At 70.2% G+C, this 22,384-nt stretch carries 23 protein-coding genes; 10 read left to right on the forward strand and 13 right to left on the reverse strand.

Going from position 1 to position 22,384, the window contains the following annotated elements:
* Positions 1–480 precede the first annotated feature (480 nt).
* The 4 genes from EP757_RS40885 to EP757_RS40900 are packed head-to-tail and all read right to left on the reverse strand — an operon-like array spanning position 481 to position 5,595.
* Complete coding sequence (locus tag EP757_RS40885) at positions 481–2,457, reverse strand: beta-galactosidase (protein WP_127553690.1); 1,977 nt, start codon at positions 2,455–2,457, stop codon at positions 481–483.
* Complete coding sequence (locus EP757_RS40890) at positions 2,454–3,800, reverse strand: ABC transporter substrate-binding protein (protein ID WP_127553691.1); 1,347 nt, start codon at positions 3,798–3,800, stop codon at positions 2,454–2,456. Before EP757_RS40890 ends, EP757_RS40885 begins: the two co-directional genes overlap by 4 nt.
* 23 nt (positions 3,801–3,823) lie before the next feature.
* Positions 3,824–4,726: a carbohydrate ABC transporter permease gene (locus EP757_RS40895; RefSeq protein ID WP_127553692.1), complete on the reverse strand. Its 903-nt coding sequence runs from the start codon at positions 4,724–4,726 to the stop codon at positions 3,824–3,826.
* A complete protein-coding gene (locus EP757_RS40900; RefSeq protein WP_127553693.1) occupies positions 4,726–5,595 on the reverse strand; it encodes a carbohydrate ABC transporter permease in 870 nt (289 codons plus the stop codon). The genes EP757_RS40895 and EP757_RS40900 overlap by 1 nt, the downstream gene beginning before the upstream one ends.
* A 180-nt stretch (positions 5,596–5,775) precedes the next feature.
* Here EP757_RS40900 and EP757_RS40905 point away from each other — a divergent pair, with 180 nt between their 5' ends.
* The 5 genes from EP757_RS40905 to EP757_RS40925 all read left to right on the forward strand — a co-directional run bounded on the left by EP757_RS40905 (position 5,776) and on the right by EP757_RS40925 (position 9,714).
* Positions 5,776–6,762 (forward strand): LacI family DNA-binding transcriptional regulator, encoded by a 987-nt coding sequence (locus tag EP757_RS40905; protein ID WP_197725483.1) that lies wholly within the window; start codon positions 5,776–5,778, stop codon positions 6,760–6,762.
* A gap of 53 nt (positions 6,763–6,815) precedes the next feature.
* Positions 6,816–7,208, forward strand: coding sequence for a spore germination protein GerW family protein (locus EP757_RS40910; RefSeq protein ID WP_127553695.1), 393 nt, complete (start codon positions 6,816–6,818; stop codon positions 7,206–7,208).
* A 66-nt stretch (positions 7,209–7,274) separates the two neighbouring features.
* Complete coding sequence (locus EP757_RS40915; RefSeq protein WP_174262498.1) at positions 7,275–7,796, forward strand: SigE family RNA polymerase sigma factor; 522 nt, start codon at positions 7,275–7,277, stop codon at positions 7,794–7,796.
* Positions 7,793–8,635: a hypothetical protein gene (locus EP757_RS40920; protein ID WP_127553697.1), complete on the forward strand. Its 843-nt coding sequence runs from the start codon at positions 7,793–7,795 to the stop codon at positions 8,633–8,635. The genes EP757_RS40915 and EP757_RS40920 overlap by 4 nt, the downstream gene beginning before the upstream one ends.
* Before the next feature lie 14 nt (positions 8,636–8,649).
* Positions 8,650–9,714, forward strand: a complete 1,065-nt coding sequence (locus tag EP757_RS40925) for an amidoligase family protein (protein ID WP_232050264.1) — start codon at positions 8,650–8,652, stop codon at positions 9,712–9,714.
* On the opposite strand, the gene EP757_RS40930 is transcribed toward EP757_RS40925, so the two are convergent.
* A complete protein-coding gene (locus tag EP757_RS40930; protein WP_127553698.1) occupies positions 9,708–10,685 on the reverse strand; it encodes an arabinan endo-1,5-alpha-L-arabinosidase in 978 nt (325 codons plus the stop codon). The two genes, EP757_RS40925 and EP757_RS40930, sit on opposite strands and share 7 nt — an antisense overlap.
* A gap of 59 nt (positions 10,686–10,744) precedes the next feature.
* Positions 10,745–11,485 (reverse strand): NAD(P)-dependent oxidoreductase, encoded by a 741-nt coding sequence (locus tag EP757_RS40935; protein WP_127553699.1) that lies wholly within the window; start codon positions 11,483–11,485, stop codon positions 10,745–10,747.
* 104 nt (positions 11,486–11,589) lie between these two features.
* On the opposite strand from EP757_RS40935, the gene EP757_RS40940 reads away from it, so the two are divergent.
* The 4 genes from EP757_RS40940 to EP757_RS40955 are packed head-to-tail and all read left to right on the forward strand — an operon-like array spanning position 11,590 to position 14,966.
* Positions 11,590–12,315 carry a PIG-L deacetylase family protein gene (locus EP757_RS40940; RefSeq protein ID WP_127553700.1) on the forward strand — a complete coding sequence of 242 codons (726 nt, stop codon included), beginning with the start codon at positions 11,590–11,592 and terminating at the stop codon, positions 12,313–12,315.
* Complete coding sequence (locus EP757_RS40945) at positions 12,312–12,998, forward strand: 4-carboxy-4-hydroxy-2-oxoadipate aldolase/oxaloacetate decarboxylase (RefSeq protein WP_127553701.1); 687 nt, start codon at positions 12,312–12,314, stop codon at positions 12,996–12,998. The genes EP757_RS40940 and EP757_RS40945 overlap by 4 nt, the downstream gene beginning before the upstream one ends.
* Positions 12,995–14,023 carry a PrpF domain-containing protein gene (locus EP757_RS40950; RefSeq protein WP_127553702.1) on the forward strand — a complete coding sequence of 343 codons (1,029 nt, stop codon included), beginning with the start codon at positions 12,995–12,997 and terminating at the stop codon, positions 14,021–14,023. Before EP757_RS40945 ends, EP757_RS40950 begins: the two co-directional genes overlap by 4 nt.
* Positions 14,016–14,966, forward strand: coding sequence for a VOC family protein (locus tag EP757_RS40955; RefSeq protein ID WP_127553703.1), 951 nt, complete (start codon positions 14,016–14,018; stop codon positions 14,964–14,966). The genes EP757_RS40950 and EP757_RS40955 overlap by 8 nt, the downstream gene beginning before the upstream one ends.
* On the opposite strand, the gene EP757_RS40960 is transcribed toward EP757_RS40955, so the two are convergent.
* A complete protein-coding gene (locus tag EP757_RS40960) occupies positions 14,959–15,627 on the reverse strand; it encodes a GntR family transcriptional regulator (RefSeq protein WP_232050265.1) in 669 nt (222 codons plus the stop codon). The genes EP757_RS40955 and EP757_RS40960 overlap by 8 nt on opposite strands.
* A 150-nt stretch (positions 15,628–15,777) precedes the next feature.
* On the reverse strand, positions 15,778–16,539 hold the full coding sequence (locus EP757_RS40965; RefSeq protein WP_127553705.1) for an alpha/beta fold hydrolase: 762 nt from the start codon (positions 16,537–16,539) through the stop codon (positions 15,778–15,780).
* A 164-nt stretch (positions 16,540–16,703) separates the two neighbouring features.
* On the opposite strand from EP757_RS40965, the gene EP757_RS40970 reads away from it, so the two are divergent.
* Positions 16,704–17,660 (forward strand): LysR family transcriptional regulator, encoded by a 957-nt coding sequence (locus EP757_RS40970; protein ID WP_127553706.1) that lies wholly within the window; start codon positions 16,704–16,706, stop codon positions 17,658–17,660.
* Here EP757_RS40970 and EP757_RS40975 read toward each other — a convergent pair.
* Genes EP757_RS40975 through EP757_RS40995 form a run of 5 tightly spaced genes read right to left on the reverse strand, consistent with a single transcriptional unit; the run spans position 17,644 to position 22,371 of the window.
* Positions 17,644–18,846 (reverse strand): VWA domain-containing protein, encoded by a 1,203-nt coding sequence (locus EP757_RS40975; RefSeq protein ID WP_127553707.1) that lies wholly within the window; start codon positions 18,844–18,846, stop codon positions 17,644–17,646. The two genes, EP757_RS40970 and EP757_RS40975, sit on opposite strands and share 17 nt — an antisense overlap.
* A 4-nt stretch (positions 18,847–18,850) precedes the next feature.
* Positions 18,851–19,936 (reverse strand): SRPBCC family protein, encoded by a 1,086-nt coding sequence (locus tag EP757_RS40980; RefSeq protein WP_127553708.1) that lies wholly within the window; start codon positions 19,934–19,936, stop codon positions 18,851–18,853.
* Positions 19,933–20,796: a MoxR family ATPase gene (locus tag EP757_RS40985; RefSeq protein WP_127553709.1), complete on the reverse strand. Its 864-nt coding sequence runs from the start codon at positions 20,794–20,796 to the stop codon at positions 19,933–19,935. Before EP757_RS40985 ends, EP757_RS40980 begins: the two co-directional genes overlap by 4 nt.
* Entirely contained in the window at positions 20,783–21,361 is a 579-nt protein-coding gene (locus tag EP757_RS40990) for an NTP transferase domain-containing protein (protein ID WP_127553710.1), read from the reverse strand. Before EP757_RS40990 ends, EP757_RS40985 begins: the two co-directional genes overlap by 14 nt.
* Positions 21,358–22,371 carry an XdhC family protein gene (locus tag EP757_RS40995; RefSeq protein WP_127553711.1) on the reverse strand — a complete coding sequence of 338 codons (1,014 nt, stop codon included), beginning with the start codon at positions 22,369–22,371 and terminating at the stop codon, positions 21,358–21,360. Before EP757_RS40995 ends, EP757_RS40990 begins: the two co-directional genes overlap by 4 nt.
* Positions 22,372–22,384: the final 13 nt, after the last annotated feature.

Genomic DNA, 22,384 nt, shown 5'->3' on the forward strand with positions numbered 1-22,384 from the left:
CGTCCCGCCACTCCAAGATCCGAATAGCCTTCGTCCCGCCGCATGCTGCCTGCCGCAGCCGCACAACGCACGCTGCACAACGCAGGTCATAACGCACCCGCACGCCGCACGCCGCACGCCGCACGCCGCACGCGGATCTTGGGCGATCCTCGACCCTCAGAGGTAGAAGATCACCCAAGATCCGGCTAGGACATCTCGCGCCACTCCAAGATCCGGCTCGGACCTCCCTAGCCACTCCAAGATCCGGCTAGGACGTCTCCCGCCGCTCCAAGATCCGGCTAGGACCTCCCCAGCCCTCCAAGATCCGGCTCGAGCCTCCCCCGCCGCTCCAAGATCCGGCTAGGACCTCCCCCGCCACTCCAAGATCCGGCTCGGACCGTCCTGGCCGCTTCACGATCTGGCTCAGACCGTCCTAGCCACTTCACGATCTGGCTCGGGCCTCCCTAGCCGCTCCACGATCCGGCTCGGGCCGGCGGGCGATCAGGACTCCACGTGGACGCCGCGCGGTTCCAAGATTTCGCCGCCCGGAAGTTCCACCGGCTCGTCGGTACGGTTGATGTAGAAGCGGTGCCGACCGCGGATCGCCAGCTCGACCCGGCCTCGCAGCTCGACCGGCAGCTCACTGACCACACCGGCGGGCCCGAGAAGACTCGGCACGACAGCGGCCAGCCCGCCGGCGCCGAGCCGTGTGGACACGTAGGCAGCCGACCCCTCCCCCACCACCCGGCGCGTGATGGCGGCACGGGACGCCTGCTCACCGGTCTTGTAGCGGGCGATCACTTCCACCTCGGGCGCCACCACGTCGATCCGGTCGGTCCAGATCTCCCCGGTGACGCCGTTGTCGAGGTCGACGCTGTCCCCGTCGAGCAGCGGCGCGAACTCCTCGATCCGGATGCCGAGAAGGTCCCGCAGCGCGCCCGGATAGCCGCCGAGCCAGACGTGGTCGTTCTCATCCACGATCCCGGAGAAGTATGTCGTCACGATATGTCCGCCATTCCCGACATATCGCGTCAATCGCGAGGCCAACGACGCCGGCACCACGTGCAACATCGGCGCGATCAGGACCTTGTACGCCTCGAGATCCCCGCCGGTCGGCACCACGTCCGCGCGGATGCCGTTCTCCAGCAGCGCCGAATACCAGTCGAGCGCCTCCTGCCGGTAGCGCACCCGTTCGGTCGGGTGGGAGTCCTGCTCGGAGGCCCACCAGGACTCCCAGTCGAAGACGATTCCCACTTCTGCGACGGTACGGCCGGAGCCGGCGACCGCCGCCAGTTCCCTCAGACGACGGCCGAGCTCGGCGACCGACCGGAAGACCGCGCTCTCGGTCCCGGCATGGGGCAGCATCGCCGAGTGGTACTTCTCGGCGCCCGCCTTCGACTGCCGCCACTGGAAGAAGCAGACCGCGTCGGCGCCGTACGCCACATGGGTGAGCGAATCACGGGCCATGTCGCCCGGCCGTTTCGGCACGTTGACGGGCTGCCAGTTGACAGCGCTCGTGGAGTGCTCCATGAGGAACCACGGCCGGCCACCGGCGATCATGCCGGTCAGGTTCGCCGAGAACGACAGCTCGTCGCGGGCCTGCGGGTTCGGCAGCACCACGTAGTGGTCGTTCGAGACGAAGTCGACCTCGCTCGCCCAGTCGGCGTAATTCATCGGCTTCATGCCCATCACCATGAAGTTCGTGGTGACCGGCACCTCCGGCGTCAGCTCGCGCAGGATCGCCTTCTCGGCGCGCAGGTGCTCCTTGAGCGCGTCCGAGGAGAAGCGCTTGAAGTCGAGCTGCTGTGTCGGGTTGGGGTGCGAGGCGGCGAGCCGTGGCGGCAGGATCTCCGCGAAGTCGCTGTACTGCTGCGACCAGAAGGCCGTACCCCAAGCGTCGTTGAGCTTCTTGATGTCGCCGTAGCGATCCTGGAGCCAGGCACGGAACGCGACGGCCGCGTCGTCCGAGTAGTCGTAGACGTTGTGGCAGCCCAGCTCGTTGTTGACGTGCCAGGCGACCAGCGCGGGATGACCGGCGTAGCGGGTCGCCAGCGCCCGGACCAGCCGCAGCGCATGCTCACGGAAGATCGGCGAGGTGGGCCGCCAGTGCTGCCGGGCACCGGGCCACACCGTGTTGCCCTCGGCGTTCACCGGAAGGATCGACGGAGAGGAAGTGGTCAGCCACGGTGGCGGCGACGCGGTGGCGGTGGCCAGGTCGACCGAGATCCCGTTGGCGTGCAGCAGGTCCATCGCGTCGTCGAGCCAGGCGAAGTCGAACACGCCGTCGCGCGGCTCGATGCGGGCCCACGAGAAGATGGCGAGCGAGACGATCGTGACGCCGGCTTCCCGCATGGCCCGTACGTCGTCGTCCCAGACCTCGCGCGGCCACTGCTCCGGGTTGTAGTCGGCGCCGAATTCCAGACGCGCCTCCCCGGCGCGGCGCAGCCAGCGCCGGGGAGTGTTTTCAGAAGAGATCATTTAACGGTGAAACCCTGCTCCTGGCCGTACTTGATCGATGCGTCCTGCCAGGACTTCAGCCCGTCCTGGAGGGTGCCCTGGCCGAGGTACGCCTTACCGGCCGTGTCGTTGAAGACGTTGTTGGCGTAGACCTGGAAGGGCAGATACGACCAGCCGGGGACGACCTGCCCGGCGGACGCGGCGAGAACCTCGTTGACCTTCTGACCGCCGAAGTACGGGAACTCCTTGTTCAGGAACTCCGGCGCGTTCAGCTGCTTGGTGGTGGCCGGGAAGGCGCCGTTGTCGACCCGGGTCTGTGCTCCCTCGTCCACGGTGGCGTACTTGAGGAAGGCGTACGCGAGGGTCTTGTTCACGGCCTTCTCCGGGATGGCGATCGAGCTGCCGCCGTTCTCCGACGTGGCTTTGCCGGCGCTGTCCCACTGCGGCATCGGCGCTACCCGCCACTTGCCGTTGCCGGCCTTGACGCCGGACTCCAGGTTGGCGGGCATCCAGGCGCCGATCACCAGGGAGGCGATGGTGCCGTCGGCGAGGCCGGCGTACCAGCCGTCGCTCCAGCCCGGCACCGGGTTGAGCAGCTTGCCGTCGATCAGCTTCTGCCACTGCGCGGTGAACTTCTGGGTGCCGGCGTCGGCGAAGTTCACGCCGACGTTCGTACCGTCGACGGTGTAGGGCTTGCCGCCCGCCTGCCAGATCATGCTGGTGGTGAAGCCGGCGTCACCGCTGTCGCTGGTGATGTAGGCCTTCGGGTTCGCCTTGTGCAGCTTCTCCGCGGCCGCCGCGTACTCCTCCCAGGTCGCCGGCACACCGAGCTGGTACTTGTCGAAGACCTCCTTGTTGTAGAAGAGCGCCATCGGCCCGGAGTCCATCGGCAGGCCGTAGATCGCCTCGCCGGAGTGCACGGAGTTCCAGGTGCCCGGGCTGAACGTGCCGTCCAGCGACGCGGCGCCGAACGTGTTGAGGTCGGTCACCGCCTTGGAGAGGCTGAACTGCGGCAGCGCGTAGAACTCGATCTGCGCCACGTCCGGCACACCCGTACCGGCCTGGATCGCGTTCTGCAGCGCGGTGTACGCGTCGTTGCCCGTACCGGTGTTCTGCAGGTTGACCTTGACCTTGGGGTACTTGGTCTGGAAGTCGGCGACGACCTGCTTGAGGGTCGGTTCCCAGGCCCAGACCGTGATCTGGCCACCGGCCTCCAGCGCGGCCTGCACGTCCGCGTCGGAGATGGTGGTCTCGGCGGCCTTCTCGGTGCCGGGCTCGTCGTCGCCGCCACTGCCACAGCCCGCAGCGAGGAGCGTTATCGACATGGCGGCGCCGAGCAGCGCACGCCGACGGGTGATCTTCATTGGCGTTCCCTTCGGGGTAGGGATCATTGCTTCACGCTTCCCGCGGCGAGACCTGACTGCCAGTAACGCTGGAGCAGCAGGAACGCCACGATCAGCGGGACGATGGTGAGCAGCGAACCGGTGATCACGAGGTTGAAGACGACGTCGCCGCCCGCGGTGGTGGCCTGCTCGCTCCACGAGTAGAGGCCGACGGTGAGCGGGAAGAGGTCGGAGTCGCGCAGCATGATCAGCGGCAGGAAGAAGTTGTTCCAGGTCATCACGGTGTTGAAGAGCAGGACCGTGACGATGCCGGGCGCGAGCAGCGGGAGTGCGAGCGAGAAGAAGCTCTTGAACTCGCCGGCGCCGTCGACCCGGGCCGACTCGAGGATCTCGTCGGGCACCGCCTCACGGGAGTACGTCCACATCAGGTAGAGCCCGAACGGCGAGACCAGCGTCGGGATGATCACGGCCCACGGCGTGTCGGTGAGGCCGAGCTTCGCGAACAGCAGGAACGTCGGCACCGCGAGCGCCGTCGGCGGGACGGCCACACCGCCGAGCACCAGGGCGAAGACCGCGCGCCGACCGGCGAAGTCGAACTTGGCCAGTCCGTACCCGGCGAGTGCTGCCAGGAGGGTTGCGCCACCGGCGCCGACCACGACGTACAGGAAAGTGTTGAAGAACCATCGGCCGAAGACACCGTCCTGATAGGTGAAGGTGTCGGTGATGTTGCGCACCAGCGAGAAGTCGCCGGAAAACCAGAGGCCGAACGAGCCGAACAGGCCCTCCTGGCTCTTCGTGGCGCTGATCGTCAGCCAGATCAGCGGGAGCAGGCTGTAGATCAGCGCGATGCCCATGAGCAGGGTCAGCGTGATGCTCTTCGTACGGGCCGGCTTGGTGGCCTGCTTGAGCACCGCTGGGCGGATCTTCGGAGGAGCGGCGACGGCCATCAGATCGCCCCCTTCAGGCTGCGGCGCTGGAAGAGGTACGCGACGACCATCGTCACCACGCCCATGATCAGCGCGATGGTGGCCGAGTAGTTGACCTGCTGGCCGCCGAACGAGAGCTGGTAGGCGTAGACGTTCGGGGTGAAGTAGGTGGTGATCGAGTTCGGCGCGAGGGTGTCCAGGATCTGCGGCTCGTTGAAGAGCTGGAAGCTGCCGATGATCGAGAAGATGGTCGCGACCACCAGCGGGCCCCGCAGCGCCGGCAGCTTGATCGCCCGGACGATCCGGAACTGGCCGGCCCCGTCGATCGCGGCGGCCTCGTACAGAGCGGCGTCGATCACCTTGAGACCGGAGTACAGGATGATCATGTTGTAGCCGACGAACTCCCAGGTCACGATGTTGCCGATCGAGGTGAGGATCAGGTCCGGCGCGAGCGGATCGGGCAGCGTGATCCCGAACGCGTCGTTGATGTTGCCGACCAGGCCGATCCGGGTGCCGTAGATGAAGCCCCACATCAGGGCGGCCACGACGGCGGGCACCGCGTACGGCAGGAAGATCGAGATCCGGAAGAACGCCGCGCCGTAGAGCCGGCCGCTGTCGATCGCGAGCGCGAACAGCAGCGCCAGGAACAGCATCAGCGGAACCTGGACGACGAGGAAGATCGCGACTCGGGTCAGCGCCTCCCAGAACTGGGGATCGCTGAACGCCTTGGTGTAGTTCTCCAGTCCCACGAAGGCAGTGCCGCCGACCAGCCGGTTGCGAAAGAGGCTGAGGTACGCCGAGTAGCCGATCGGGGCCAGGAAGACCAGGGCGAATACTGCGAGGAACGGACCGGTGAACTGCCATCCGATCCAGGAACGCCGGGTCAACACTGCCCTCCTTCCAAGGATGTTTACGTTAACAATTTCGGGCTGATGTCAGGATGTTTACGTAAACGGGTTGGGCCGTATAGTGGCACGCGTCACCAGAGCGGTCAAGGAGTCACCATCGAAACCCAGCGGCTGCGCGCCGGATCCGACGTCCCCGGCGGGCGTCGCAAGCAACGCGTCTCGATGGCCGACGTCGCGCGCCTGGCCGGCGTCTCGTCCCAGACCGTCTCCCGGGTGGCGAACGGGCAGGCCGGCGTCGTCGAATCCACCCGTGAACAGGTCCTCGCCGCGATGCGCGAGCTCGGCTACCGGCCGAACAGCGCCGCCCGCTCGCTGCGCTACGGGCGCTTCAACACCCTCGGTGTGATCCTGTTCGGGCTCGCCTCCACCGGCAACAGCCGGACCGTCGAGGCGATCGCCACCCACGCCGCCGCCGAGGGGTACGCGATCACGCTCATCCCGGTCGGCGTGCCCACCCAGGACAACGTGCTGGGAGCGTTCACACGGATGGGCGAGCTGGCGGTCGACGGCGTCATCCTGATCATCGAGGTGCACCTGCTCGACACCACCGCCGTCCATCTGCCGCCCGGCGTGCACGTCGTCGTGGTCGACTCGGACGCCGGCGACCGCTACCCCGTGGTCGACACCGACCAGGCCGACGGGACCCGTCAGGCCGTCCGCCACCTGCTCGAACTCGGCCACCGCACGGTCCACCACGTCGCCGGGCCGGCCGAGTCGTTCGCCGCCGAGCGCCGCGCCGGCGCCTGGCGCCGGGTCCTCGACGACGCCGGCCGACCGGCGCCGGCCGTCGAGCGCGGCGACTGGTCGGCCGACTCCGGATATGAGGCGGGCCTGCGGCTCGCCGCCGACCCGTCCTGCACCGCGGTCTTCGCCGCGAACGACCAGATGGCCCTCGGCGTGCTCCGGGCGCTGCACGAGTCCGGCCGGCGGGTGCCCGAGGACGTCAGCGTCGTGGGCTTCGACGACATCGCCGACGCGTCCGCCTACCTGCCGCCGCTGACCACCGTGCACCAGGACTTCGCCGAGGTGGGGCGCCGGTGCGTACGCCTGCTGCTCGACCAGATCCACGACGAGCCCACCACGCCCGGCACCGACCTCGTCCCCACCACCCTGACGATCCGCCGGAGCACCGCCCCGCCGCCCGCTTGACCCGCGGAGGCACGCTGGGAGGCCGGGTCCGCTTCGCAGTAGAGGGTGATCACATGGCTCCCAGAACTGACAGCACCGAGATCCTCGCCAAGGCCCGGGAGGGTCTCGACGCGGCGATGGCGAGCCGGGTCTTCGGCACGCCCATCGAGTCCGACGGCGTCATCGTCGTGCCGGTGGCGGTGGTGTCCGGCGGCGGAGGCGCCGGGTCGGGCAGCGGGCTGATGCCGCGCAAGAACGAGGAGGACGAGGCCGGCGGCCGGCCCGAGGGTGAGGGCTCGGGCGGCGGGTTCGGGTTCTCCGCACGACCGGCCGGCGTCTACGTCATCAAGGACGGCTGCGTCACCTGGCGCCCGGCCGTCAACGTGAACGCCATCGTCGCCGGCGGCCAGCTCGTCCTCCTCGCCGCGTTCCTGGTGGCCCGTTCCATCCTCCGCGGCCGCCGCTGACCCTCCCGCAAGAAATTTCTTCGCCGACGAGTGCACGGAACCGTGCCGTCGCGCGTCTGTATAGGTGTGACCTTCGAGCAATTCGCGGTGGCGCGCCTTCCGAGCCTGCTGCGTTACGCGGTGGTGCTGACCGGCGACCGCGACCTGGCGCAGGACGTCGTGCAGGAGGTGCTGGCCCGCGCCCAGGTCAAGTGGCGGCGGATCAGCGGCTCCGACTCGCCGGACGCCTACGTGCGCCGGATGGTCCTCAACGAATACCTCTCGTGGCGGCGCAGCTGGGCCTTCCGCAACGTGCACGCCGCCGGCGAGCGTCTCACCGAGATCGATGACGCCCGCGGCGGCGTGCACGATCACGCGCAGACCGTCGTCGACTCCGACGCGCTGTGGCACCGGCTGGCCACGCTCGGGCGCAAGCAGCGGGCCGTCCTGGTGCTGCGCTACTACGAGGAGCTCGACGACGAGGCCATCGGCGATCTGCTGAACTGCACGCCCGCGACGGTGCGCAGCCAGGCGTCGAAAGCACTTCGCACCCTCCGGCTCGAGGAGCGGGAGCAGAATCAACGAATCCACGCCGAGGAGTGGTCGTGACCCAGCACGCTGACCGGCTGCGCGAAGCCTTCCAGACCCATGAGAACGAGACGCCCGATCCCGCGCTGGTCTACGCCCGCGTCGAAGAGCTGGCCCGCAGGCGCCGGTGGCGGCGGCGTGGCGCGCAGGCAGCCGGCGGCGCGGTGCTCAGCGCCGGTCTGATCGCCGGGGTGGCGAACCTGCCGGCCATCCTGCCGGCCGGGCCGCAGGCCGTTCCGGTCGCCGGGCTCCCCGCCGGCGCCCCTGCCACGCCGTCGCCCGACCCGTCTGCCGCGGAGAAGGAGCTGCTGGCGCGGTACGACGCCTACTTCGACGCCGGCTACGGCTACAACGAGGCCGTCGCGCTGGCGAAACTCTGGCAGATGAGCCCGGAGAACATCGGCGCGGTGAAGGCCGAGGCCGGCCGCCGGCTGCTGCTCGGCGAGACGCTGCCGGTCGCGCCCGACCCGGCCGCCTCCGAGGAAGTGCCGGACGAGCGGCCGACGCCCAGCACCGAGGAGGAGAAGCAGCTCAGCGCGTACTTCTCGGCGGGCTACGACTGGGAGGACGCCGAGGAGCTGGCGAAACTCTGGAAGCTCGACGACCCGTTCGACGCCAAGGTCGAGGGTGGCAAGCGCCTGCTCGACGGCGCCGAGACGCTGCCGGGCGTGAAGCCGGACCAGAAGAAGATCGAGGAGTACGAACAGGGCGAGCAGGTCGGGGCGTTCTTCGACGCGGGTTACGACATCGACGACGCGGTGAAGCTCGCCAAGCTGTGGAAACTCGACGACGCGTGGGCCGCGAAGATCGCCGGCGGCAAGAAGCTGATGGCCGGCGAGACGCTGCCGTTCCAGCCGTGACCTCTGATCAAGCCGTGTCTTCTGAACCGGCTGGGACGGACGAGCGGCTGCGCCGGCGCATCGGCTTCGAGATCGAGTTGATGGCGCCTCCGGGTGTCAGCCGGCGCACGCTCGCCCTCGACCTCGCCGGGCGCTGCCGGGGCAGTGTGCGGCCGGTCTGGCATCACGACAGCGAGCCGTCGCTGGTCCCGGGTCTGGGCCGGTTCCTGCATTTGACGCCGGGCTTCGAAGTGCGCCGGGGTGACGGCACGCTGCTCTGCACCCTGGTCGACGACGTGACGCTGCTCGCCGGGCTGGATCCGCAGGCGCCCGCCATCCCCGGCTGGTTCCGGATCCTCACCGACGACGGCCGGCTGCTGCGCCTGCTGGCCGCCCAGTGCGACCCGGCCTCCCGGCTGCCGGTCGCGCTCGAACCGGCGGCGAAACTGTGGGGCACCGAGGTCCGGCAGCACGGGCCGTTCTTCCGGCTCGACGATCCGGCCGGCGCCACCGTCGCGCTGGCGGCGCCGGTGTCCGGTGAGCGGGAACGCCCCTGCGAGGTGATCACTCCGCCACTCGCCACGGGGCACCGGGAGGCGCTCGCCGAGTTGCTCGGTCCGGCCCGGGAGCTGGGGTTCACGGTCCCGCAGGAGGCGGCCGTCCATCTGCACGTGGACGGCGGGCCGTTCCGCGACGCGGCGGCTCTGTCGAATCTGATCCGTCTGTTCGCCCACTGGCGCGAGCCGCTGCGCCGGACCTTGGCGACGAATCCGCATTGCCGCCGGCTGGCGCCCCTCCCTCAGCCACTGATCGACGCGGTGGAAGGAGATCCGTCACGCGCCGAGCTTCAACGAGCGGCGAAGATCGGAGATCTCACGAAATTCTTCGATGTCAACCTCACTCAGGTGATCGCCGACGAACCGCCGATCCGCGACACCGTCGAGATCCGCATCCTGCCCGGGATGATCGACGAAGGCCGGATCGTCGACCGGGCGGCGCTGGTCGAGCTGCTCCTGGAGCGCTGTCTCGATCCAGCACCGCTGCCGATCGGCGAGGACCTGCTGGAGCTCGCGGCCGAGGCCCTGGAGCAGCGTCAGTAGACGTAGGGCCAGTTCGACGAGTCCCAGCCGAGCAGGTTGATGCCGAGCTTGGCGTCCCCGTTCGCCTGGTAGTAGTGGTACGCCAGCACGGTCTGCGACCCGTCCTGGAAGACGGCCGGGTGCCCGGGGCCGTAGACCGCGTCGTGCGACGCCAGGATCTCGCTGCCACCACCCGCCGTCATCGCCGTGCCGGACTTGTCGGCGTACGGCCCGGTGATGCTCTTCGACCGCCCGACCATGATCCGGTACGTGCTGGACGCGCCCTTGCAGCAGAAGTCGAACGCGACGAAGAGGTAGAAGTAGCCGTTGCGCTCGACGATGACCGGCGCCTCGACCGACTTGCTGTTCACGAACCGCTCGGCGATCGAGTACATCGTGCTGTCGGCCCGCTTGCCGGTCGCCGCGCTGAGCTTCACCAGCTTGATGCCGCTCCAGAACGAGCCGAAGCTCAGCCACCACTCACCGGACGACGTGATGACGAGATTCGGGTCGATGGCGTTGTAGCCGCTGGTCGCCGTCGACTCGACGACCTTGCCGTAGTTGGTCCAGCTGCCGGCCGCGCCGGTCGTGCTGGCGGCCAGGAAGATCGCCGACTTGCTGGAGCCGAACGTGGAGGCGGAGTAGTACATCAGGTACTTGCCGCCCGCGTACGTGATGTCCGGCGCCCACAGGTTCTTGTCCGAGGCGGTGTAGGAGTCGGCCCACGGCGTGCCGTTGGGGAAGGCCTTCCCGGCGTCGGCGAAGGCGGTCCGGTCCGCCGAGGTCTTCAGGCCGATGCCGGGCGAGGTGTACGCGAGCAGGTACCCGCCGGTCGGCTTCTTGATCATCGTGGGGTCGTGGGCGAACGTCGAGCCGGTGACGACTCCGGGGTTGGGGTAGGTGGCGGCGTCGGCCGTCGTCAGGCCGTAGAGGCTGGCCGCCGCGGCCACGATCGCGGTCACGGCGGTCAGCAGCACCTTGCGCGCTCTCATGGGGGATTCACCTTTCGATGGGGATGCCCCTATGTGTATTGCAGCGCTGAAAAGGTTGCCTACCGCTCCTGCGCCAACTGAAGAAGCCAGTCGCGACTCGCGGTGGCGATCCGGGCCGGCACACCGAGATCGCCGAGCAGGCCGGCGGCGGCCGCCATCTCCTCGCGGCGGCGCACGGCGTGCTTGCGGGAGCCGTCGACCAGCCGGTCCAGGGTGGCGGCGTCGGCGCGGATCAGCTCGGCGGCGATGGTGCCGCGCAGCCACTCCTCCAGCCCGGCCGCCTTCGCCGCCTCGAGGGCCTCGACCACCGCGGCGGCCATCCCCTTGTAGAAGACGCTGCGCAGCAGCTTACGGGTGGCGGCCGTCCCGACCGGGCCGTCCAGGACGGTGACGTCCGCGCCGAAACCCTCCAGGATCGACGCCAGCGAGCGGGCGGCCGGGCCGCTCATCGTCATCGGGGTGCGCAGGCCACGGCCGGGGACCGGGCTCATCAGCGCGACGTCGACGGTTCTCGGGAAGAGGGCGGCGAGGTCCTCCTTGAGCGCCGGGGTGGCGGTGTTGAGATCCGCCCAGATCGCGTCCGGCTTCAGGGCCGGCAGCGAGGCCCGCAGCGCTTCGGCGGCGTCGGCGGCGCTGTTGACGCTGAGCACCACATCGGCGCCCGCGCACGCCTCGGCGTCACCGCCGAACTCACCGGCGATCCGGGGGTCGAAACCGCGGACGGTCGCGCCCGCGGCGATCAGATCCGCGGCGATCAGGCTGCCGGCCTCACCCAGGCCGAGCACGGCGACGACGGTCATGGAGCCTCCAGGAAGAGGGATTGTCAACAATTGTTTCGCTGCCCTGCCCAGCCTACGCTGTCGACTGTTGACAATCTTGTCGAGAATTCCGATGGGACTCCGTGATGACCGCATCCACCCTGGTACTCACCGCGCACCCCGGTGACTTCGTCTGGCGGGCCGGCGGCGCGATCGCCCTCGCCGCCTCCCGGGGGCAGCGGGTGGTGATCGGCTGCATGAGCTTCGGCGAGCGGGGCGAGTCGGCCGCGCTGTGGCGCAAGGGTTACTCGCTCGATCAGGTCAAGACGCACCGGCGGGACGAGGCCGAGCGGGCCGCCGGGGTGCTCGGCGCGGAGATCCGGTTCTTCGACGCTGACGACTACCCGCTGGTGGAGACCCCGGCGCTGCTGCAGGGCCTGATCGACCTCTACCGGGAGGTGCAGCCGGCAGTGGTGCTGACCCATGCGGCGGCCGATCCGTACAACGGCGACCACGCCTTCGCGCACGCCATCGCGCTCAAGGCGAGGATCCTGGCGCAGGCGCCCGGTGTCGACGGGCCCGGCGAGGTGATCGGCGCTCCCCCGGTCTTCTGCTTCGAGCCGCACCAGCCCGAGCAGTGCGGATTCCTCCCGGACGTGCTGCTCGACATCACCGCCGTGTGGGACCGCAAGCGGGAGGCCATGCGGATCCTGGCGGCGCAGAAGCACCTGCACGCGTACTACACCGAGCTGGGCAGCCGCCGTGGTCTTCAGGCGGCGCGCAACTCCGGCCCGAACCTCGGGCTGCCGAACGAGACGATCGCGGAGGCGTACATGCGGATCTACCCCCAGGTCACCCAGGAGCTGTCATGAGCCGACACGTCATCATCCGCAGCCAGAGGCGGATCAGTGAGGACATCTCAACCGGTCTGGCCGAAGCCGGCTCGTCGACGGTGCACGAAGCGGACGGCCGGCGCGGGTCCCTGGGTCCCGCGCTCACGCCGATCCTCGCCGGGAAGGCGATCGCCGGTTCGGCGGTCACCGTCTCCTGCCACCCCGGCGACAACCTGATGATCCACGCGGCGGTCGAGCAGGTCCGGCCCGGCGACATCGTGGTGGTCACGACGACCTCGCCGTCCACCGACGGGATGTTCGGCGACCTGCTCGCCACGTCGCTGCGGGCCCGGGGTGCGATCGGCGTGATCCTGGACGCCGGCGTGCGTGACGTCGCCGGGCTGCGGGAGATGGGTTTCCCGGTCTGGGCACGGGCGGTCAGCACGCAGGGGACGGTCAAGGCCAGTCCGGGCTCGGTGAACGTGCCGATCGTGGTGGGCGGCCAGGTGATCCACCCGGGGGACGCGGTGGTGGCCGACGACGACGGGGTGGTGGTGGTTCCGCACGGACGGGCCGCCGCGGTCCTGGAGGCCGCTCGCCGGCGCACCGCGACCGAGGAGTCCAAACGGGAGCGGCTCGCCGCCGGGGAGCTGGGCCTGGACATGTACGACCTGCGGCCGCTGCTGGCGAGGCTCGGCGTCGAGTACGTGGACGAGTCATGAGCATCCCGGTGATGGTGATGCGCGGCGGCACGTCCAAAGGGGCCTACTTCCTCGAGTCGGATCTGCCCGAGGAGTACGACGACCTCCTCCTGCGGATCATGGGCTCGCCGGACCCGCGTCAGATCGACGGCATCGGCGGCGGGCATCCGCTGACCAGCAAGGTCGCCGTGGTCAGCCGGTCCGCGGACCCGGAGGCCGACGTCGACTACCTCTTCCTCCAGGTGCAGGTCGACCAGCCCCGGGTCAGCGCCGAGCAGCCGTGCGGCAACATCCTGGCCGGGGTGGGCCCGTTCGCCGTGGAGCGCGGTCTGGTGCCGATTCCCCACGATCACGACATCGCGCCTGTACGGGTGAGAATGGTCAACACCGGTGCCCTCGCGACCGTCCACGTGCCGGTCCGCCACGGCCGCCCGGTCTACGCCGGCGAGACCGCGATCAGCGGAGTCCCGGGAACCGCCGCCCGGCTGCTCGTGGAGTTCCGGGACACGGCCGGCTCGGTCGCGGGCGCACTGCTGCCGACCGGCAACGTGATCGACGACCTGGGCGGGGTCCCGGCCACGCTGATCGACAACGGCATGCCGGTCGTGGTGATGAAGGCGCGGGATCTCGGCGTCACCGGTTACGAGACCCCGGCTCAACTGGAGGCCGACGGGCGGCTGCGACGCCGGATCGAGGAACTGCGGCTGACCGCCGGGAAGATGATGGGACTCGGTGAGGTCGGTGCTTCCACCGTACCGAAAATGGGGTTGATCTCTCCGCCTGTGCACGGTGGGACCGTGAGCACCCGGATGTTCATCCCGCATCGGGTGCACACGCAGATCGGCGTGCTGGCCGCGATCACGGTGGGTACGGCCCTCACACTCACCGGCAGTGATGTCGGCCCGGACATCCGCATCGAGCACCCGACCGGCTTCACCGACGTCGTGATCGACAGCGATGCCGGCACGTCGGCCGTCGTCAGCACCGCGCGCCTGCTGCTGGACGGGCGCGTCCATCCGTATAAGGAGCCCATCCCCCATGACTGAGCGAATCCGCGACGTCGCGCACGTCTCCGCGGTCGAGCTGCTCACCCCCGTCCTCGACGACACCGTCCGGTTCTTCACCGACCAGATGGCGATGGAGGTGGTCGAACGGCATGGTGACAGCGCGTACCTGCATGCGTGGGACGACTACGAACAGTTCACCGTGAAGGTCACCGGCGGCAGCACCTCGGGGATCGGCCGGACGTGGCTGCGCGCGAGCAGTCCCGAGGCCCTCGATCGGCGGGTGCGTGCCGTCCAGGAGGCCGGGCTCGGCGAGGGGTGGAGCTCGGGCGAACCCGGGTACGGCCCGGTCTTCCACTTCACCGACCCGGACGGCCACCCGTTCGGCGTCTACTACGAGACCCGGCGCTATGTCCCGTCGGACGCCACCCGGCCGTCACTGAAGAACCAGGCGGCGCGCTTCCCGGGGCGCGGGACCAACGTGCGGCGGCTCGACCACGTCAACTTCCTGGCCGCCGACGTGGTGTCCTCCGAGGCCTTCGTCGCGTCAGCGCTCACCGGGCGTGCTTCCGAGCAGATCGTGCTCGACAACGGAACGAAAGCAGCCATCTGGCTCACTTTCTCCGATAAATCGTACGATGTCGTCTACACCCGGGACTGGACCGGTTCCACCGGCCGGCTCCACCACGTCGCGTTCGCGACCGACACCCGCGAGGACATCCTGCGCGCCGCCGACGTGTTCCTCGAAGCCGGCGTGCACATCGAGACCGGGCCGCACAAGCACGCCATCCAGCAGACGTTCTTCCTCTACGTCTGGGAGCCGGGCGGCAACCGCATCGAGCTCTGCAACGCCGGCGCGCGGCTGCTGCTCGCCCCGGACCACGAGGTGATCACGTGGACCGAGGCGGAGCGGGCGAAGGGCCAGGCGTGGGGGCTCAAGACCATCGAGTCCTTCCACACGCACGGCACGCCACCCGTCAGATGAGGCCGGGCTCCTCCAGGGAACGCAGCACCTCGACGACGCTGGCGATGTGATCGCGCATCGCCGACTCGGCGGCCTCCGGGTCACGATCCCGGATCGCCGTGATGATCCGCTCGTGCTGCGGCAGCGACACGAGCGGCCGGCCCGGCAGCAGGGAGAGCATGAACTGGTGCCGGGCCAGCTGTGCCCGGAGCGTGTCGATCAGCCGGTCCGCCGTGGCGTGGCCGGCGATCCGGCGGACCAGCGCGTGCAGCCGCGCGTTGAGGTCGCTGTAGCGGCGGAACTCCCCGGACTCCACGGCACGCCGCATGAGCAGCCCGATCTCGTCGAGCTCGCTGGCCTCCTCATCGGTGACCCGCTCCGCGGCCTGGGCTGCCACCAGACCTTCGAGCACCATCCGTACCTGGGTGATCTCGATGGTCTCGGCCAGGCTGATCTTCCGGACCTGGGCGCCCCGGTTCCGCTGGATCTCGACGAGCCCTTCGCCGGACAGGTCCTGCAGCGCCAGCCGGATGTTGAACCGGCTCGCCCCGAACCGCTCGATCAGCTGAGCCTCGACGAGCCGTTCGCCGGGCATGTACTCCCCCGCGAGAATCGCCTTCCGCAGCTCGTCACGGGCGGTCGCCTTGTCCTTCCCGTCCTCGGTCCGGCGAGGTCGTCGCACCCCGGTGAGATTCTTCTCCGCAGACATCCATTTCCCGTCGCAAGTGTGCCGACCCGCAAATCCGGTGCCGGTACGATACCGCGCCCGGCGAGCCCGAACCCGGCGCTCAGGCCGGTCACACATTATCGACGACCTCGTCCGCCAGATCGTCTACGACAGGAACTCCAGCAGTGCTTTGACGAAAGCCGGCTCCCGCACCGCGCCCAGGTGGTCCCCGTCGATGACCGCCAGCTGCGCGCCCGGGATCGCCTCGGCCAGGACCTCGGGGCGGCCGGCCAGCACGTCGTCCCGGCCGGCGAGCACCAGCGCCGGCACCCCGATGGTGTCGAGCGGGATCGGGTCGGCGTGCATCCGGGCGGCCTGTGCCGCGAGGGCGGCCCGGTCACCGCCGACCGCGTCGATGAAGGCACGGAAACCGGCGGCCGCGGGGTTGCCGATCGTGGCGGGGTCGTCGGCGGCGAGCGCCTCCCGCAGCGGGTCCGGGCCGATCACCCGGGTGTCCACGCCGCCGAGCTCGACGACGGCCGAACCCACGCCGCCCACCACCAGCCGCCGGATCCGCGTCTCCCGGGTCGCGGTGATCAGCGAGACGATCGCGCCCATCGAGTAACCGACCAGGTCGACCGCCGGCTCCCCGATCAGATCCAGGAGCTGGATGAGATCGTCGGACATCCGTACCTCGCCGTAGAACGACGGGTCGTGCGGCTTCCCGGACCGGCCGTGGCCCCGGGCGTCGATCGCCACCACGCGACGGCCGGCAGCGGTCAGGGCGTCGACCACGCCGGGCAGGACCCAGTTGGTGAGACCGTTCGCGATGAATCCATGGTGGAGCACGACCGGCGGCTGTGACGAACTCCCCTCCCAGGTCTGGTAGTAGATCTCGACACCGTCACCGGCCTGGAAGCTGGGCATATCCGGTCCGTTCGCTCGTGGGTGGACGTCCGCCGAGCCTAGGTCGATCTGCCATGATCAGGCATCGGTGAGATCGCCAGCATCCGCGAGGTGCAGCCGGCGCGGCGTGATCGCGATACATTGCGAGTGAGCGTCCCATTACTCCATAGGGGGAACTACCCGCTGTGACCCCCACACAGTTGCGCGCCTATTCCGCCGTGGTCCGCCTCGGCTCCGTCAAGCTGGCCGCCGCTCAGCTGGAGGTCTCCGAGTCCGCGGTGTCGCTGCACATCGGCCAGCTGCGCAAGGAGCTCGGCGATCCGCTCTTCTCCCGGGCGGCCGGCGGGCTCAGCTTCACCCCGGGTGGTCTGCGACTCGCGAGCCGGGCCACCGAGATGCTCGGCCTGCAGGACATCACGGTCCTCGAGGTGAGCGCCGCCGGTCAGGGCCGGCGGCTGCTCCGGGCCGGCGCGTCGAGCCTGTTCGCCGAGCACGCGGCGCCCGGCCTGATCGAGCTCTTCGCGAACCGGGCCGCCGACCTCGACCTCGAACTCAGCGTGCGCAACCCGGGCTCGTTCGTGGAGGCGCTGCTCGAACGCACGATCGACATCGCGATCGGCCCGCCGCCGCTCCTGCCGGACCCGGCCGTGGTGTGCCGGCCGGTGATGTACTACAAGATCGTCACGGTGGCCTCCCCCGACCATCCGCTCGCCGGAACCCAGCCCACGCTGCGTCAGCTCCGGGAGCAGACCTGGCTGCTGGGCCCGTCAGCGGTGGCCGACAGCGGTGCGATCCGCACGCTGGTGCGCCGGCTCGGTGTGCCGGACGACCGCCAGCAGATCTTCCAGAGCCACGCGGCGGCCGTCGATGAGGCGAAACGCGGCAGGGGTGTGGCGGCGGCGCTGGCGTTCACCGTCGCCCCCGAGATCCGCAAGGGTCACCTGGTCAGCTTCTGCGGCTCGCACGCGACGATCGAGGAGGTGTGGCACTCGATCACCCTGGCCGAGCCGGCCACCCCGTCGGCCGCCGGCGAGCTGGCCCGCTTCGCCTCCACGCCGCGGGCGATCCAGGCGATGATGCGCGGCACCGGGATCAACAAGTCCCGGTTCCGGCCGTCCGTGCACGTCACGCTCTGGAGCTGATCGCCTCGACGCAGGCGGAGATGTCGGCGAAGGTCGCGGCGGGCATCAGCCGATCGCAGTAGGGCAGCGCGGCGGCCATCGCCGCCACCCCGGGGGTCCAGCCAGGCGTTCCGGCGCGAGGATTGAGCCAGATGATCCGGTACGCCCTCCGTCGCAGCCGGGCCATGACCGCCGCCATCCTCTCGGGCGGGTCGCCGTCCCATCCGTCCGACGCGATGATCACCACGCCTCCTCGCAGGGCGTTGCCGTGGTGCGAGTCGAGGACGGCCTTCAGGTTCGAGGCGATCCGGGTGCCACCGAACCGGTCGGTCACCGCCGCGCTCGCCTGATCGACGGCCTCCTCCGGGGACGCGTGCCGCAGCACCGGGGTGAGCCGGGTCAGCGTCGTCGCGAACGCGAACACCTCGGCATCGGTGACCAGCGCGAACGCCCGCATCATGGTCAGGTACGCGGTGGTCTGCGCCCGCATCGACTCGCTGACGTCGCAGAGCAGCACCACCCGCCGCGGCTCCCGGATCGGCTTCTGCCGGACCACGGTGATCGCCTCCCAGCCGGTACGCCGGGCCCGCGCGATCGTCGGCCGCAACGCCACCCGCCGCCCTGCCGGGTCGGTGGCGTGCCTGCGGGTACGCCGTTGCGGCCACCGCAGCAGCGCCGCCTGCAGACCCGCACCGAGCGCCCGGATCTCCGTCTCGTCGAGTTCCTCGAACGGCCGGCCGGCAAGCGCCGCGAGCGCGCTGGGACGCAACTCCGGCACCCGCAGCCCGGAATCCTCGTCGTCCTCGGCGGCGGCGACCGCCGGCGGCAGCGTGGCCCACGGCAGCCCTCCGCCGGCAGTGGTCCCGTCCCCGCCGGCGGGGACCTTCACATGTACGCCGTCGTCCCGCCGCCCGGGCGGCAGCGCCGAACGGCTCAGCGGCAGCGGCGCCGTGTCGTCGAAGACCGCCGCGAACACCTCGTCGAACACGGCGAGATCGGCCTGGCTGCGAACCAGCGTGATGCGCGCCGTCCAGTACAGCGCGTGCCGGCCCACCGGCGGGCTGACCCGCAGCGCCCGGACCAGGTCGTCGGTCTCGGTGATCCCGCACCGGAGCCCGGCACGGCGCAACCGGGCCACCAACGCCACAGCGAACGCGGCCCGGTCGATGCCCCGCAGCAGCACCGGGGCGGAATCAGCAGGAGCCACCGGGTCAGGGCCGGACGACGGCCCAGACGACCACGGCGGCGACGACGGCCACACCGATCGCCACCGGGATGGCCCGCTTGTAGATCGAACCGCCCGCGACCTCCAGCAGGTCCAGCGCCTCCGGCTCCGCCGACTCGATCTTCCGCTCACCGCTGCCGGCGGCCGGCACCGTCGTCGAAGCGCCGGCCGGGGCCTCGGTACGGGCCTCGGCCGCTGCCGGGGCGTCAGCCGCCTTGATCAGCTCGGCGTCCGGAACGTTGAGCGGGGCGATCGGGTCGGGGGTGCCCTCGGCCACCTCGGTGCGGCCGGCAGCGGGCTCGACGGTTCCCGCGGAGGGGTCCGGCGCCACTGCGGGCGACATTACGGAAATGTCGCCCGCGCCGTCCGGAGTGCCTGGCGCAACCGAACCCAGAGCGACGGCCGTCGCCGGAGCAGTCTCCACAGCAGCGGCGCTGACGCCACCCTCAGCCGCCCCCACGCCGCTAGCCGTCCCCGCGCCGCTAGCCGTCCCCGCGCCGCTAGCCGTCCCCGCGCCGCTCGCAGTACCCGCGATCTTGGAAGATGACGCGCCCTCAGCCGCCCCTGCGCCGCTCGCCGCCTGCCCGCCGTCCCCCACCCCCGCGATCGTGGAAGATGACGCGTCGTCCTCGGCCAGCTTCTTCTCCAGGTTCGCGACGAACTGGGCCAGGAGCTTGCCGGACACCTCCTTGATCATGCCGCTGCCGAACTGGGCCAGCTTCCCGCTGATCTTCAGGTCGGTCTCGACGTTGACCTGGGTGCTGTCGTCGCCGGACGGGGTGAGCCACGCCGTCACCACTGCCGCGGCGTTGCCGGCCGAGCGGGCGTCGCGACCCTTGGCGTCGATGACGGCCCGGTAGGACTCGTCGTCCTTCGCGGTGAACTGCGCCGTACCGGTGAAGTCGGAGATCACCGGGCCGACCTTCACCTTCACGCGGCCCTTGTAGACCTCGCCCTCCACCCCGGTGAGCTGGGCGCCGGGCATGCACGGCGCGATGCCCTCCAGGTCGGTCAGCACCCGCCAGGCGCGGTCGATCGGGGTGTGTACGACGAACTCGTTAGTGATCTTCATGAGCGGGTCTCCTGGTGGACGGCCCCGGCGACCAGATCACGGTCGTCGGGGGTCTTGGCGATGGTGCCGATGGTGCGCAGGACGTTCGCGTCGGCGAGCTCGGTGACCCCGAGCGCGGCCAGGGCGGACACCCAGTCGATCGTTTCGGCGAGGCCGGGCGCCTTGTCCAGGTCGAGCCGGCGGACCCGGCCGATGAACTCGGTGGCGTCGCGGATCAGCGGCGCGGAGGCGCCCGGCACCGCGCGGCGCACGATGGCCGCGGCCCGGTCCGCGGCCGGGAACTCGATCCAGTGGTAGAGGCAGCGCCGGCGCAGCGCGTCGTGCAGGTCGCGGCTGCGGTTGGAGGTGAGCACCACGATCGGCGGCCGGGTCGCGGCGAACGTGCCGAGCTCCGGGATGGTGATCGCGGCCTCGCCGAGGAACTCGAAGAGCAGCGCCTCGAACTCGTCGTCGGCCCGGTCGATCTCGTCGATCAGCAACACCGGCGGGGTCGGGCCGGCGTGCCGCACCGCGCGGAGGATCGGCCGTTCCTGCAAGAACGCGGCGGTGAACAGGTCGGCGTCGCTGATGGTGGAACCCTGCGCCTCCGCCAGCCGGATGTGCAGCAGCTGACGCTGGTAGTTCCACTCGTAGAGCGCCTCGCCGGCGGTCAGGCCCTCGTAGCACTGCAACCGGATGAACGGTGTGTCGAGTGCCTGCGCGAGGGCCTTCGCGGCAGCGGTCTTGCCGACGCCCGGCTCGCCTTCGAGCAGCAGCGGCTTGCCGAGCCGCAGGGCCAGGAAGACCGCCATGGCCAGCCCGTCGTCGACCAGGTAGTCGACGGCGTCGAGGCGCTGGACGACGTCGTCAGGATTGTTCACAGGACCTCAGCAGCCGCTCGTAGTCTTCCCGGGTGTCCACGTCGATCGGCACCGTACCGGCGGCGTCCACTTCGGTCACCGGGTACCTGCCCGAGTGCAGCAGCTTCCACACCGCCTTGTCGCCGTGCAGGCCGGTCAGCTCGCCGAAGACCTCGCGCCGGAACAGGAACGGGTGTCCCAGCCCGTCGGTGTAGCGGCAGATGCCGAGGGGGGTCGGGACAAGAGCGAGACGGCGTACGTCGGGCGCGCGCACGCCGGGCTGATCGCCGAGGAGGAGCACGAGCCGGTCGGCGTCGCCGAGGAACGGGACGGCCGCGCTCACCGACGACCCGCAGCCGGTGGAGAAATCCGGGTTCTCGATCACCCGTACATCCGCAAGATCCACCTGGGCCCGGACGGCCTCGGCGGAACCGCCCAGGGTGACCAGAAGGTCGTCGAAGCCGCAGGCCCGGGCCATGTCGAGGGTGGCGTCGAGCAGGGTCCGGCCGCGGAACGGCAGCAGTTGCTTCGGCTCACCGAGCCGCCGCGAGCCACCGGCGGCCAGCACCAGCCCGGTCACCGTCATCGGTGCGAGGCCAGGAACTTCTTGAGGCAGCCGGGGCAGCAGAACCAGTAGTCTTCACCGTCGACGACGCCGTGCGGCGTGTTCTCACCGATCACCACGGTCATCCCGCAGATGGGGTCGATCGCGGTGGCGGCCGGGGTGGCAGGCCCGACGGGCAGCGTCGGACCTGCCACGATCTCGGGCTGGGCTTTCTCCGGCTGGGCTTCCCGAGGCTGGGCTTCCCGAGGCTGGGCCTGGGCGAGAGCGGCTGCCTCGGCGTGCGGCGCGGCCTTCGACGCCGCCGGGATCGAGCGCGGGGCGAGACCGCCGAGACGTATCTCCCGGACGATCTCCGCGCAGACCGCCAGCGCGATCTCCTTGGGCGTACGGGCACCGATGTCGAGCCCGGCGTGCGGGCGGATCCGCTCCCGCTCGTCCTCGCTCAGCTCCATGGCGTCGAGCACCACGGCCGCCCGCTTGTGGCTGGCGACCAGCGCGATCAGGCCGACACCGGCGTCCAGCGCACCGCGGATGGCGCGTTCCTCGTCGCGGCCGAGTCCGGCCACGACAGCCGCGGTAGCGCCAGCATAGGTGCCGGCGGGGGCTGATTCGAAGTCCAGGAACGCCGCCAGTTCGGCCACGGCCGTACCGATGGGGGTGTTCCCGGCCACCGCGACCAGCGGTTTCGGCAGAACCGGGCGCAGAAATATCTCGATGGCCCCGCCGGAGTGGCAGGGATTGACGACGACGAGCGCGCCGGGCGTCTCCGGGAAACCGGCCGCGTCCTCGGGCAGGACCCGCAACAGCATCGAGTTGCCGTCGCGCAGGGTGTCCAGCGCGGCGGCCCGCACCGACGTCTCGGCGCAGACCCCGCCGACGAATCCCTCGATGGACCCGTCGGCCAGGATCACCGCGTCGTCGCCGGCCCGGGCCGAGGTCGGCTCCTGTGCCCGGACCACTGTGGCGTGGACGAACGGCCTGCGGGCGTTCGTCAGCTGGCGTGCACGCTCGGCGGTGCTCGTCGTCGTCATGACGTGAAACCTT

The sequence above is a fragment of the Actinoplanes sp. OR16 genome (assembly GCF_004001265.1).
Taxonomy (GTDB): Bacteria; Actinomycetota; Actinomycetes; order Mycobacteriales; family Micromonosporaceae; genus Actinoplanes.

What these genes read in the sequence shown, in the direction of transcription:
- EP757_RS40935 (WP_127553699.1), bottom strand. Translation starts at nt 11,485, where the DNA reads ATGACCGTCGTCGCCGTGCTCGGCCTGGGTGAGGCCGGCAGCCTGATC.
- EP757_RS40950 (WP_127553702.1), top strand. Translation starts at nt 12,995, where the DNA reads ATGAGCATCCCGGTGATGGTGATGCGCGGCGGCACGTCCAAAGGGGCC.
- EP757_RS40965 (WP_127553705.1), bottom strand. Translation starts at nt 16,539, where the DNA reads ATGCCCAGCTTCCAGGCCGGTGACGGTGTCGAGATCTACTACCAGACC.
- EP757_RS40980 (WP_127553708.1), bottom strand. Translation starts at nt 19,936, where the DNA reads ATGAAGATCACTAACGAGTTCGTCGTACACACCCCGATCGACCGCGCC.
- EP757_RS40895 (WP_127553692.1), bottom strand. Translation starts at nt 4,726, where the DNA reads ATGGCCGTCGCCGCTCCTCCGAAGATCCGCCCAGCGGTGCTCAAGCAG.
- EP757_RS40910 (WP_127553695.1), top strand. Translation starts at nt 6,816, where the DNA reads ATGGCTCCCAGAACTGACAGCACCGAGATCCTCGCCAAGGCCCGGGAG.
- EP757_RS40890 (WP_127553691.1), bottom strand. Translation starts at nt 3,800, where the DNA reads ATGAAGATCACCCGTCGGCGTGCGCTGCTCGGCGCCGCCATGTCGATA.
- EP757_RS40885 (WP_127553690.1), bottom strand. Translation starts at nt 2,457, where the DNA reads ATGATCTCTTCTGAAAACACTCCCCGGCGCTGGCTGCGCCGCGCCGGG.
- EP757_RS40955 (WP_127553703.1), top strand. Translation starts at nt 14,016, where the DNA reads ATGACTGAGCGAATCCGCGACGTCGCGCACGTCTCCGCGGTCGAGCTG.
- EP757_RS40930 (WP_127553698.1), bottom strand. Translation starts at nt 10,685, where the DNA reads ATGAGAGCGCGCAAGGTGCTGCTGACCGCCGTGACCGCGATCGTGGCC.
- EP757_RS40945 (WP_127553701.1), top strand. Translation starts at nt 12,312, where the DNA reads ATGAGCCGACACGTCATCATCCGCAGCCAGAGGCGGATCAGTGAGGAC.
- EP757_RS40905 (WP_197725483.1), top strand. Translation starts at nt 5,776, where the DNA reads ATGGCCGACGTCGCGCGCCTGGCCGGCGTCTCGTCCCAGACCGTCTCC.
- EP757_RS40995 (WP_127553711.1), bottom strand. Translation starts at nt 22,371, where the DNA reads ATGACGACGACGAGCACCGCCGAGCGTGCACGCCAGCTGACGAACGCC.
- EP757_RS40940 (WP_127553700.1), top strand. Translation starts at nt 11,590, where the DNA reads ATGACCGCATCCACCCTGGTACTCACCGCGCACCCCGGTGACTTCGTC.
- EP757_RS40990 (WP_127553710.1), bottom strand. Translation starts at nt 21,361, where the DNA reads ATGACGGTGACCGGGCTGGTGCTGGCCGCCGGTGGCTCGCGGCGGCTC.